Source organism: uncultured Dokdonia sp., assembly GCF_947492535.1.
Taxonomy (GTDB): domain Bacteria; phylum Bacteroidota; class Bacteroidia; order Flavobacteriales; family Flavobacteriaceae; genus Dokdonia.
Genome location: NZ_CANLNH010000003.1, coordinates 195,254 through 209,570, shown reverse-complemented (window position 1 = coordinate 209,570; position 14,317 = coordinate 195,254). Strand labels below are relative to the sequence as shown.

Here is a 14,317-nt window from a genome sequence, read left to right as displayed (position 1 = left end):
TTTACTTTAAAAAAAGTATTAATATACTCTTTAACAATTTGTTAAAATCTAGTTTTTAAAGGTAACGCCGTCTGGTCCTATTTTTTCTGAGGTCTCTTCTTGTTCTTTTAAACTTTTGATAGCCTCTTCCGATTTTCCATTGAAGATCTTTCTGATAAGTTCTCTAAAAGAATTAAAATCTACGGCATACGAAAGACCAGCTCCTTGGGTATAGCCTTCTGTCTCTCCTATAAATTGAATGTCTGTTTGTCTATTGAATACTTTTGCTCGTAATGCACCATTTTCACTCAATAAGAAATCAATCTCTACATCACCTACAATCACACTTTCACTTATACCCCCTGTAGGCACTCCTACTTTTCCATTAATAAGAACTCGATTGGTAATTTGTGTAGAAAGTGTAATTCCAACACGTCCCGCCGATTGTAAGTCTGGTGTATTGTCTGCTTGAACTAAATCAAATCCTACATCAAAAATACTATCATCATCATTAAATAAGAGTCCAGAGAGTAAAGAAGATGTGGTTTCTAATAAGTTATTTACAGCACCTGCAGTAGATATAGAAGCGTTACTCAAGAAAACCCCTTGAGACACTAAAGAGATCGCGTTAAGCTCTCTTGCATTCTTATCACTAAGGCGATATTCTAACTCGGAAACAACGGTGCTTGTAGCGGCTGGAAATTCTATATCAAATGTAATATCAGGCTTTAAGAGTTCTCCTTCTAAATTTATAACTACATCTACAGGGATTTTGCGGTTTACAGAAGGGTTTTCTAATAAAATACTTGGATTTGCTTCTGCTTTATATACCGCACTTATATCTAATAAGGCTCCAGCTGGATCTCCTTCCCAACGAATATTACCATCAGGCCTGAATTTAAATTCTTTCTGAAAAAGTCCTTTATATTTAAAATTAAAGGTTCCCTCGTATGCAATGAAATCTCCATACATATCAAACTTCCCATTGGTATCTAATTGTATTAAGAGTGTTCCGCCTCCCCTACCTTTTAAGGTACTTCCATTTTCTTTATCGACTACAATTTCAATAAGAGCATCTGCATCTACATCTAGATCAAAGTTTACAGAAAGCCCTTTTATTTCCGTAAGTTCTGATACGACTCCATTGAGTTTTGCTTCTTTTTCTTCTGGACTTAAAAAATGTATATATGTGCTATCACCTATAGATTCTGAATCGTCTATAGGTACATTAAATACAGTCCCTTCTTCTGTCTCTGCAAAAACGTCTATCACTAGATTATCTATAGGACCTTTAATCATTGCTTCTCCAGATATAAATGCTGTTCCAAAATACAAAGACTCTAAATCTTCTTTAGTATCTAATACTACAAGTCTATCTGTATTTATACCTAAATCAAGTTTCCAATCACTAAATGCATTATGAGAAATTGTACCATTTAACGCACCAAGCGTTTCATACTTTACATCTTCTAATTGGATAGCATTAAAAATAAACTTCTGTTTCTCTAATGTGACACTAGAAACGCCTCTAAAATCATAATCTGTATTTAAATATGGTATTTTAAGGCCTCCGTCTAGTATTGTTAAATCTCCGTTTATATCTGGGTTCTTATAACTTCCTGTTACTTTAGCATTCCCATCTACAAATCCTCGTATTCTTGTAATGACACCTTCTCCTAAAGGATCAAAAGGCGCTAAATTAAAATTAGTCAGTGCTACATCTAAATCTATAGTAGCATCACTACCTTCTCCTACAATAATATTTCCATTAGCTACCAGAGGCGAACCTTCTTGGTTTTCTAATTTAGACTTGATTTCATAGGCAGATAAAGATGTGTTTCCTTGAACCGTTAAATCAAACTTACCTAACAGATAATCATTAATTGTAAATTGATCTATGGCAACCGTAGAATTTGGATAATATGCCCCATCCTTTTGAAGGAGATCTAATTTCCCATTGACACGTCCTTGAAGATCTAAACTATCTATTTCGGGTGTGATTTTAGCTAAATCTACATTTGTAAATTGCGCTTTAATGTCTTTATAAATAGTATCCTTAACAACTCCTTTTAGATCAATGCGTTCATCTTTATGGCTTAAAACAATGGTTTGTATATCAATGTCTTTAAAGTTGTTATCAAATACAATACGGTTACGGTTGTTGTTTTCTTTATTGATAAACCATGGGTTATCTTTAAAAATCACTTGAGATTTTTTGAAACCAACAACAGAATTCCCATCTTCATTAATGGTATGGTACAATGATAAATCATAACGATCATCATTTCGTTTTCCTCCTGTAAACTCAGACTTCATAAATAATGTATCCTTGAGAGTTACATTAATAAGATTAAAATCTGAAACCGCATAGAATCCGGCATCAATACTATCTGCAGCGATATACGTGTTGAATAAAGGGTTTTTATTATCTACTTTTACTTCTATGGCTTCTGCCATATTTCCGAAAGCTTCTATTCTTGGAGATTTAAATGTGAGTTTAAACTCTGAGTCATCAGAGACAACACTTCCCTTAATAATAGTTTCTGGTTCAAATTCTATTTCAGGAACAAATACTTCTACAATTTTATTATTAATGGTGAAGTCAAAATCCATAAACTGATTTTCTGTCAACACCTCTGGTTGATAGTTGGTATACAGACTTCCTAGGGCATTTCTAAATAAAGGAACAACTTCATTAAATTTAAAGATCCCACTTACAGAGCCATCTATAATATCTGAAGAGTTAATAGCTATCGTACGTACATTTTTAGCATCAAACACTGAAGTGACATCAAAATCTTTGAAGTAATAGGTGTCATTTTTATTTTGATACACAGCATCATAAAATGAAAGTTTCCCAAAAGCATCTTCAATGCCTGTTCCTTTCATATCCATAACAACGTTTCCTTTAAGAATCGAAACACTATCTTTTACAAAATTGAGATTCACCAAGTTTGCATACGTGATATCTGCCTCAAAATCATAACTATTAATACTTTTTGAAACATCAATAAGGCCATCAACTTTTGCTTTTAAATTAGGATCATTTAAAATGATTTCACCATTAAAAACTGGGCTTTTTAAATCTCCAAATACTGAAATATCTTTATAGGTATACTCATTATATGTGATGTTATATACAATTCCAGAAAGCTTCGTATCTAAATACTCTTGAATGAATCCTTTTCCATTTACATCTACGTCTAGCGATGTTTTTCCTACTCTTGGGTCATTAATAAACTTCCCTAAATTAAAGTTTTCTAAATCTACATTTCCTGTGTAGGTAGCAACATCTGTATTTTGATAATCTGTTAATAGTAGATCCACATAGCCATCACCAAGTGCTGTGGTTACAACTCCTTCGGTATCAAGTATTGTATTTGTTACGGTATTAAAACCTATTAATTCTATGGTGCCTAGTCTTGCCATTTTAGGAGGTAAGCTAGATAACACGCTTGGAAGTAATGATTTTAGATCAAAGTAGGTAGTTTTTATTTTTCTATAATTCCCTTCAATCTTAAATTCGCTTCCTGTTATAAGGTTTGTAAATTGAATATCTCCATCGATTACAGATTTTTTTAAACCCGTAAGCTTCACCCCTTCCGCTTTAAAATCATTGAGAACTCCTGTCATATTTCCGTTTAAGGAAAAGACCTTATCGCTCGCAAAACCACTATAAAATGGTGCAATATCATTGGTGGAGATATTCGCTTTCGCGAAAGCGGCCTCAATACCAACCTTATTAACAAAATCTGACATCTTATCTCCCGAAGTGTCTAATGCGATCGTTCCTTCTAAAGTCGAAAACTCAGTCTTTGCAATAAAATCACGAAGATTGATGGCATTTGTATCATAATGGAAATCTCCTTCTAAAGAAGAAATACCATAGCCTCTTTTTGCTTTAAATGCAAGATGGTTAATATGCGTATCAATCACATCATCTACCAATGTAAAATCCTCAAGCGTTCCTTCTAAACTTGTATAATCAAGAACAACTTGATTCTCTAAATCTTCATCTATATATCTAAAAACAGCATCTTCTAATGTGATTTTAGAAGAAGTCATCACAAAAGGAGGTGCATTGGGATTTGGGTTTTTTGGAACAAATTTCTTTGAGAAAATAGAAATATTATCATTTCCTTCTCCTTTATAAGACTTTAAATAAAACTTAGTTCCCTCTAAAGCGATACTTCCTAATTCTAAATTACCGTCTATCGCTTTTTTTGCACTCAATACACTTGTAGCTAGCGATCGTGTATAGATCAACGTATCTTGGTGATGATCTTCTATGTATATATCTTTGAGATTTAGATCCCCATTCCACTTAAGTCCTACTTTGTCTACGTGAATAGAAGTGCCGTATTTTTTGTTTACTTTGTTTGTAATAATAGACGCTACCTTAGATTGTACGGCAGGTATTGAGAAGATCAATAACACCAGTGCAAAGAATAGCAATAGATATACTACTGTACGTACTACTATTTTTTTTAATTTCTTGATACGGCTTATTGTTTTAACTTTGTTTCTTATTTACAATATGCGTGCCTAATATGACTATGAACTCGACAAATTGTTACTTACTGGCTATTGAATCTTCTTGTGATGATACTGCGGCTGCTATATTGCACAACGATAAAGTACTCTCTAATGTTGTAGCTACACAGGAAATACACGAACAATATGGGGGTGTTGTTCCTGAACTTGCCTCTAGAGCACATCAACAAAATATCGTACCCGTTGTAACGGCTGCATTACAGAAAGCAAATATCGATAAAAAAGAGCTAAGTGCCATAGCATTTACAAGCGGACCTGGACTAATGGGTTCCTTATTAGTTGGAACTTCATTTTCAAAGTCACTTGCATTGGGTTTAAACATACCCCTAATCGATGTAAACCATATGCAGGCACATATTCTAGCTCATTTTATTGATGAAGAAGGATATGAAAAACCTTCTTTTCCTTTTTTAGCAATGACCATTTCTGGAGGTCACACACAGATTGTACGAGTAGATAGCTACTTTCAGATGTCTGTGATAGGAGAAACTATAGATGATGCTGTAGGAGAAGCCTTTGATAAGAGTGCAAAATTATTAGGACTTCCCTATCCTGGAGGGCCTTTAATAGACAAATGGGCGGCAAAAGGAAATCCAAAAGCATTTCCTTTTACAAAACCGAAAGTAGAAGGACTCAATTTTAGCTTTAGCGGATTAAAAACGCAGATCATGTATTTCATGCAAAAGCAACTAAAGGAAAACCCAAATTTTATTGAAGAACATATAGCAGATGTCTGTGCCTCTATACAATATACTATTGTGGGTATACTAATGGATAAGCTCAAAAAAGCTGTAAAGCAAACAGGGATTACTCAGGTTGCTATAGGTGGAGGTGTTTCTGCTAACAAAGGCATACGTTACGCTCTTACACAAGCAGAAAAGAATATGGGTTGGAAAACCTACTTGCCAAAATTTGAATATACTACTGATAATGCGGCAATGATAGGAATTGTAGGGTATTTAAAATATAGTGAAGGATTCGTCGAAAAAAACAACTATACAGATACAGGAGTTCAAGCACAATCACGCCTTAAAATATAAATATGCAATTATTTTATAGTGCATCTATCACACAGGAATCTGATACTTATACATTCCCAAGAGAAGAAAGTAAACATATCATACGTGTATTACGTAAACAAATTGGAGACCCTATTGACATTACAAACGGAAAAGGCTACCTATTCAAAGGTGAAATTATAGATGGTAATCCTAATAAATGTAAGATTCAATTACAGGACGCACAATTTCAAGCACCACTCCCCTATAAACTACATATTGCAATTGCTCCAACAAAACTTAATGATCGTTTTGAATGGTTTTTAGAAAAATCTACAGAAATAGGCATTACAGAAATCACCCCTATTATATGTGATCATAGTGAACGGAAACAGATAAAAGAAGAGCGTTTTCAGAAGATTTTACAAAGTGCGATGAAGCAATCGTTGCAAACACATTTACCCATATTACACCCAGCAATATCTTTCAAAAATTTCCTTAAGTCACAACCACAGGCTTCTCTTTCTTGTATTGCTCATTGTGAAGAAGGAGAGAAACACTCCCTTACTAAAGAATTGACCGCTGGAAAAGATACATTGATTCTTATAGGTCCTGAGGGTGATTTTTCTTTAGAAGAAATAGAGCAAACCGTACAATTAGGGTATACACAAATCACACTAGGTGCTAGCAGATTACGTACAGAAACTGCAGGAATCGTAGCCTGTCATAGTATTTCTTTTTTACATCAATAAACCATTACAAAAAAGAAAATGCATCAAATCCACATCTAAAAGGATTATTTTTCTTACAAAACACCTCATTTTATTTTGTCAATATCTATTATAGTTGTTTATTTACGATCTTATTTTAACAAATAAGACAATAGGCCCAACTTATTGATAATAAATAACCTAGATGAAATTAAGAAATTTTATCAAAATTGTTGTGCCTTACATCCCCGCTTTAACAAGCATATTGGGATGTATACTTATTGTATATGGTCTTCAAACTTGGGTTCCAAAAGAAACACTTTCTGTAGATAAAGTTGACACCATCTTACTTATCTTATGTATTATTAGTATTCTACTTGTTATTGTACTTTTTGTATTCATTCTTAACAAAACCAATCAGATACGTTTTAGTAGTAATACACTTAGTACAGAGTTAAACACATTAACTCAAAAAATGCATCATTTTAGAAACATCATAGATATATTAGTTCGTTCTGAAGTTTGGAATACTGGACTCAAGGAGTACATAGATAAAGAGTTTGGTGACCTTAACTATTTTACGATGAAAGAATTTTACAAAGGTCGTTCTAAACTTGCCTTAGAGTATATAGAGGAAAATAATAGGTATGGTGATTCTGAAAATTTATATCTAGAAGCAAAATCCTTATTATTAGACGACCCCTCTAAAAGTAAAGTAGATACGTTTTCTAATCCGCGTACCTACTCCCCTCGTATCTTAAGAAAATGGGTAGAACACAAATGTGGTTCTGGAATCTGGTATTACTTTGGTTATAAATATGCCTCCTATAAAGACGAATTAGATGTAAATCGTATTTATGAACGTCATCAAGAAAAAATTCTAAGCTATGCTGTGCAGTTAGACACGCATCGGTATCAAGATATGGGATTTAGTGAAGACTTACTTTCAAAATTAGGTGAACAAATGTCTGAAGAAATCATCCCAAGATTATTTAGCATTACCATGCAATCACAACAACGCATCCCAAAGATTATTAATTTTGCTTTTATTCTACTAGCACTTCTTACATTACTAGGTGTCTTTTTACCTATAGGGATTTTACTATTTCAATTACCATTATTATATAGCTTTATATCTATAGGCTTTGTGTGTAGTATTTTATTATTTATGACACTTTCTATCTATCCTTTTGTGATAAAAGAAATAAATACAGGAAGGTAATCCATAAGAAGTATAACACTTCTATAAGATTAACAATACATAAACGTATCAACCTTTATAATCTGCTGGCAAATAAGTACCTTTGCAGCTTTTGGTAAATTTATGGCACAAACAGAAGAAATCATTGAAGTTTACGGGGCAAGAGCGCACAATCTGAAAAATATTGATGTGATCATTCCTAGAGAAAAGCTTGTCGTGATTACAGGGCTTTCTGGAAGTGGTAAAAGTTCTTTGGCTTTTGATACCATATATGCAGAAGGACAAAGAAGATACATTGAGACATTCTCTGCATATGCACGTCAGTTTTTAGGCGGACTAGAACGTCCTGACGTAGATCGAATTCAAGGGCTTTCCCCTGTCATTGCTATAGAACAAAAAACAACGAGTAAAAGCCCAAGATCTACCGTAGGAACCATTACTGAGATCTATGACTTCTTACGCTTACTCTATGCCAGAGCAAGTGATGCTTACAGTTATAATACTGGAGAAAAAATGGTAAGCTATACTGATGATCAAATAAAAGACTTGATTATCGATAGCTTTGATGGAAAACGCATCAACATTTTAGCTCCAATTGTTCGTTCACGTAAAGGACATTATAGAGAACTTTTTGAGCAAATCGCAAAACAAGGCTTTGTAAAAGTACGTGTAGACGGAGAAGTAAGAGATATTGTAAAAGGGATGAAGGTTGATCGTTACAAAACACATGATATAGAAATCGTGATAGATCGCCTTGCTATTCAATCTGGTGCTGAAGACGATAAACGCTTACGCGAAAGTATAAACACAGCCATGTACCACGGTGATGATGTCCTTATGATATTAGACCAAGATACTGAAGAAGTGCGCTATTTTAGTCGAAACTTAATGTGTCCATCTACGGGAATATCCTATCCTAACCCAGAACCCAATAACTTCTCTTTTAATTCCCCGAAAGGAGCATGCCCAAAGTGTAATGGGATTGGAGAACTCTACGAAGTAAATGTAGACAAAATAATACCAGACAAAAAGAAATCTATCCAAAACGGAGGACTGGAACCGCATGGACCTCATAAAAACAATTGGATCTTTAAACAATTACAACTCATCGCAGATCGATTTGATTTTAAATTGACCGATCCTATAGAAAAGATTCCTAAAGAAGCACTTCATTTTATCTTTTATGGAGGAAATGAAAAGTTCTCAATACAATCCAAAGAACTAGGAGTTACACGTGATTATAAAATAGACTTTGAAGGAGTCGCAAACTTTATAGAAAACACCTATAACTCTAGTGAGTCTACCTCTTTAAAAAGATGGGCAAAAGGATATATGGATAAGATTTCTTGTCCAGAATGTGAAGGTTCTAGGTTACGTAAAGAATCTTTATTCTTTAAAGTAGACAACCAAAGCATCTCTGAGCTTGCTCATATGGATATCTTAGAGTTACAAGATTGGTTTACAACACTAGAAACGAAACTCTCTGAAAAACAACTTAAAATTGCTTCTGAGATTATTAAAGAGATCAAAACTCGAATCCAGTTTTTAGTTGATGTCGGACTCACCTATTTATCACTACATCGTAACTCTAAATCGCTTTCTGGAGGAGAAGCGCAACGTATTCGTCTAGCAACACAAATAGGATCACAATTAGTTGGCGTACTTTATATACTTGATGAACCAAGCATAGGATTACATCAACGAGATAATCAAAAATTGATTAATTCATTAATATCCTTAAGAGACATTGGAAATTCTGTTATTGTTGTAGAGCATGATAAAGACATGATAGAACGTGCCGATCATGTAATTGACATCGGACCAAGAGCGGGTAAGTATGGAGGAGAGATTATAAGTGAAGGCACTCCAGAAGAATTAGTAAATCATAGTACACTTACTGCACAATATCTTAACGGAGAAAAAGAAATTACGATTCCTAAAGAACGTAGAGAAGGTAATGGGAAGACAATAGTTCTTAAAGGAGCTACTGGAAATAACTTAAAAAATGTAACGATCACAATTCCGTTAGGAAAAATGATTGCAGTAACAGGAGTTTCAGGAAGTGGAAAATCTACACTCATTAATGAAACCCTCTATCCTATTATGAATGCTCATTACTTTAATGGTGTAAAAAAACCAATGCCTTATAAAAGTATTAAAGGATTAGAAAACTGCGATAAAGTAATAGACATTAATCAATCACCTATAGGAAGAACACCACGTTCTAATCCAGCTACATACACAGGTGCTTTTGGTGAAATTAGATCGCTATTTGCAAAAACACCCGAAGCCCTTATACGAGGATATAAACCTGGACGTTTTAGTTTTAATGTTGCTGGCGGACGATGTGAAACTTGTAAAGGAGGAGGACTACGCGTTATTGAAATGAATTTCTTACCTGATGTGTATGTAGAATGTGAGACTTGTCAAGGAAAACGTTTTAACAGGGAAACATTAGAAATTCGCTATAAAGGAAAATCAATTGCAGATGTGTTAGAAATGACGATTCGAGAAGCTACAGATTTCTTTGAGCATATCCCGAAGATTTATAGAAAACTTAAAACAATAAAGGATGTAGGTTTAGGATACATTACCTTAGGCCAGCAATCGACAACACTTTCTGGAGGAGAAGCACAACGTATCAAGCTTGCAACAGAATTAAGTAAAAGAGATACTGGAAATACATTTTATATTCTAGATGAACCCACGACAGGATTACATTTTGAAGATATACGTGTTTTAATGGAAGTCCTAAATAGGCTCGTAAACAAAGGAAACACCATTCTAATTATAGAGCATAATTTAGATGTTGTAAAAATGGCTGATCATATCATAGACATCGGATATGAAGGTGGAAAAGGTGGCGGAGAAGTGGTCGCAAAAGGAACACCAGAACAACTTATCAAAGACAAAAAAAGCTACACCGCTCAATTTTTAAAAAAAGAAATGAACCCAACGGTAATGGTATAATAGTTACCTTAAAAAATATAGAATTATGACAATGCATAGCGAGACAAGACCAAAAGGTTGGAATGAAATAAAAACTAATGATTCTTGGGCAATATTCAAGATTGTAGGAGAGTTTGTAAATGGATTTGAAAAAATGAGTCAAATAGGACCTTGCGTGTCTGTATTTGGAAGTGCTCGTACAAAACCAGAAGATCCCTATTACGAACTTGCTGTAGCTGTATCTAAAAAAATTGCCGAAAATGGTTATGGAGTAATCACAGGTGGTGGTCCTGGGATTATGGAAGCTGGAAATAAAGGAGCGCATCTTGCTGGAGGAACCTCAGTAGGTCTTAATATTGACCTCCCTTTTGAACAACATGATAACCCCTATATAGATAGTGATAAGAGTTTAGATTTTGATTACTTCTTTGTGCGTAAAGTAATGTTTGTAAAATACTCACAAGGCTTTGTTGTAATGCCTGGAGGGTTTGGAACACTCGACGAACTTTTTGAAGCGATTACACTTATTCAAACACACAAAATACAAAAGTTCCCTATTATTTTGGTTGGTAAAGACTTTTGGGGTGGTCTATTAGAGTGGGTAAAAACAACATTATTAGATAGATTTGGAAATATTAGCCCAAAAGATATAGACCTAATACATCTTGTAGATACACCAGATGAAGTAATAGAAGTATTAAACGACTTCTATGAGAAATATGAATTAAGTCCTAATTTCTAATCTAGAATTAATTAACTATTATTTATGAAATGACTAAAACAGTTTGGCTTAAAACTTGTTGAATATTAAATATGTTATGACAGATAGGTATCCTTTTGTAAATAGTTACTAGCATAATATCTAAAAAACATATCTTTAAGCAAAAACTTCTAACGCTACCCTATCAAATGATATCAAAAAACAGAAAATGATATCGTATGTAACCCTTTGAAATTATAATTGTTTGTTGAAAAATTTCTTTAAAGCTTTTTTATGTTGGTGCGTCTTATGCACAAGTGCAATAGCACAAAATACCATTGGAGTAAATGCACGTCTAATTCCAAATGAAGATACTATTGAGATTACACAAACTATTACATATAAAAATACCAGTCAGGATACACTACATACTATTTATTTAAATGATTGGGCACATAGTTTTTCTTCTAAAGAAACACCATTAGCAATAAGGTTTGCTGAAGATTTTGAAAAGAAGTTCCATCTAGCAAAAGATGAAGAACGTGGCTTCACATCTATCAAATCTATCTATGATGGAACCTCATACTTACAATATAAAAGACTAGACAAGGCACAGGATATTATTAAAATAGAGCTTAAAGAAACGCTGCTTCCTAAAGCATCTTATAGCCTTAAACTCATCTATAAAGTTAAACTACCTTATACACGTTTTACCAATTATGGAGTCACTAAAACCAAAGATTATAACCTACGGTATTGGTATATTACTCCAGCCATATATGATGGAGAATGGCACTATTACAGTAATAAAAACTTAGTAGATCGTTATTATCCCAATAGTGATATACAGATTACATTTTCATTCCCAAAAGAATATGAAATCATTTCAGATTTTGAAACACGTATAGAAAACACATCCTATAATACAAAAGAAAAAATAGCTATTCTGAATGGCAAAGACCGAATCAACCCTAGAGTATACCTTACTAAGAATCCTGATTTTGAAGAAATAGAAACCGATTTCTTAACCTTACACTCTAATATAGACGACCGTATGGTAGGCGACCCAATTCGTGCGCTTATTGTAGATCGTATCGCTGGTTTTATGCAAAAAAATCTTGGCGATTATCCACATGAAAGATTACTGGTGACCAAACTTGATTATAAAGAAAATCAAGTATATGGATTAAATCAATTACCCGATTTTATACGTCCATTTCCAGAAGGTTTTAAATATGAAATCAAACTCGTAAAGACAATCATAGGCAAATATGTAGATAACACACTACTGGTAAACCCTAGAATGGACAGATGGATTATTGATGGGATTAAGGTAAACTTAATGCAACGATACATTGACACTTTTTACCCAGATTTAAAAGTGGTGGGAAATCTAGATAAGTATTGGCTTGTACGACAGTTCTATCTTTCAAAATTAGAATTTAATGATCAGTATAACCTCCTGTATATGAATATTGCGAGGCTTAACTTAGATCAGCCATTATCAAAACCATACGACTCACTTATTAAATACAATGTACAAATAGCAAATGAATATAAAAGTGGCGCGGGACTTAGATATTTAGGTGATTTTTTAGGGGATAATAGTGTAGAAAATACGATTAAAGAATTTTATGCTAATTATAACTTGCAACAAGGTGTAAGTTCAAAAGATTTTGAAAAACTCATTCGAAAGAACACTGATAAGAATGTCGATTGGTTTTTTGATGAGTATGTAACTACTAGGCGTAAACTAGATTTTAAAATCAAGAATTCAAAAAGAGAAGGAGACTCTTTGCTAGTGACTATAAAAAATAAAAGAGATAACCCTGCTCCTATCTCTGTATACGGATTAAAAGATGGCGAAGTTGTTTCTAAGACATGGGTTGAAAATATAGAAAAAACAAAAACAATAGCACTCGCTGCAGACAGTATTGACAAAGTAGTCTTAAACTATGATGAGATCATTCCAGAGTACAATCTCAGAGATAGTTATCATAAACCCAATGGCTTTTTAGGATTGAATAAACCTATTCAACTTAAGTTTCTTCAAGATTTTGAAAACCCATCAAAAAACCAAGCCTTTATTATCCCAACGGCAGAGTTTAATATCTATGATGGATTAAGTCCAGGTTTAAAACTATACAACAATACCATTTTACGTAAAAACTTCAGGTATAAATTTGAGCCACAATTTGGATTGCGATCTAAAGCCATTATAGGAAAAGCATCATTATCATATACACACTTTTTAGAAGATAGTAAACTCTTTAGTGTGCGTTATGGTTTCTCTGGTAATAGGTCTTCTTTTGGACCAGATTTATTCTTTGAACGTTTTGTTCCGTTCTTAAATTTCAGCTTTAAACCAAGAGATTTTAGAGCAAATAGAGGGTCAAACTTATCAACGCGATTTGTACGTGTACAAAGAGATGAAGACTTTAGACAAGAATCACAAGATCCTGATTATTCTGTATTTAATTTACGTTTCTCACATTTTGACCGAGCGATCATTAATACCGTAAGTTATAATACAGACTTACAGATAGCTAAAGATTTTACAAAACTATCAGCTACCTTCTTTTACAGACATTTATATCTTAATAATCGTCAACTTAATTTACGTTTTTATGCAGGTGCATTTTTAAGAAATAGAACAAGAGATAGTGGAGACTTTTTTAGCTTTGCCTTAGATAGACCTACAGATTACTTATTTGATTTTAATTATTATGGCCGTTCTGAAGACAGCGGAATATTTAGTCAGCAGTTTATATTTGCCGAAGGTGGATTTAAATCAAGACTACAACCCGCTTTTGCAAATGAATGGATTACCACTATCAATGCAAGTACAACCATCTGGAAGTATATCTATGCCTATGGAGATGTAGGACTTGTAAAGAATAGAGCACAAACCTTAGAGCCTGTATACGATTCTGGAATTCAAGTAAGCTTACTTGATGACTACTTTGAAATTTTCCTTCCGGTATATTCTAATTTGGGATGGGAAATTGCACAACCCAATTACGATCAGAAAATACGCTTTATTGTATCGTTAGATATCGATACGTTGATACGTCTTTTTCAACGTAGATGGTACTAACCTATAGTCTGTTATAATTATACTTAGTACGCTTTCGCGAAAGCGTATACAACCCCCTTTATTTTATTATCATTTTCTTAACAAAAACCCAATAAATTGTTTTTTTTTGAAATATTCTCATTAAAAAAA

At 33.6% G+C, this 14,317-nt stretch carries 7 protein-coding genes; 6 read left to right on the top strand and 1 reads right to left on the bottom strand.

The window, feature by feature from the left end:
* Positions 1-48 precede the first annotated feature (48 nt).
* On the bottom strand, positions 49-4,416 hold the full coding sequence (locus Q1A60_RS05580; RefSeq protein WP_299765288.1) for a translocation/assembly module TamB domain-containing protein: 4,368 nt from the start codon (positions 4,414-4,416) through the stop codon (positions 49-51).
* A gap of 119 nt (positions 4,417-4,535) precedes the next feature.
* Between Q1A60_RS05580 and tsaD the strand changes: the two genes are divergently transcribed.
* From tsaD to Q1A60_RS05550, 6 genes are all read left to right on the top strand, one after another.
* A complete protein-coding gene (gene tsaD, locus Q1A60_RS05575; RefSeq protein WP_299765290.1) occupies positions 4,536-5,573 on the top strand; it encodes a tRNA (adenosine(37)-N6)-threonylcarbamoyltransferase complex transferase subunit TsaD in 1,038 nt (345 codons plus the stop codon).
* A 2-nt stretch (positions 5,574-5,575) separates the two neighbouring features.
* Positions 5,576-6,283, top strand: coding sequence for a 16S rRNA (uracil(1498)-N(3))-methyltransferase (locus Q1A60_RS05570; RefSeq protein ID WP_299765292.1), 708 nt, complete (start codon positions 5,576-5,578; stop codon positions 6,281-6,283).
* Positions 6,284-6,446: 163 nt separating this feature from the next.
* A complete protein-coding gene (locus Q1A60_RS05565; protein ID WP_299765294.1) occupies positions 6,447-7,463 on the top strand; it encodes a hypothetical protein in 1,017 nt (338 codons plus the stop codon).
* 102 nt (positions 7,464-7,565) lie between these two features.
* Positions 7,566-10,412, top strand: a complete 2,847-nt coding sequence (gene uvrA, locus Q1A60_RS05560) for an excinuclease ABC subunit UvrA (protein ID WP_299765297.1) — start codon at positions 7,566-7,568, stop codon at positions 10,410-10,412.
* A gap of 31 nt (positions 10,413-10,443) precedes the next feature.
* On the top strand, positions 10,444-11,133 hold the full coding sequence (locus Q1A60_RS05555) for a TIGR00730 family Rossman fold protein (RefSeq protein WP_299765429.1): 690 nt from the start codon (positions 10,444-10,446) through the stop codon (positions 11,131-11,133).
* A gap of 223 nt (positions 11,134-11,356) precedes the next feature.
* Entirely contained in the window at positions 11,357-14,188 is a 2,832-nt protein-coding gene (locus tag Q1A60_RS05550; protein ID WP_299765299.1) for a metalloprotease, read from the top strand.
* Positions 14,189-14,317: the final 129 nt, after the last annotated feature.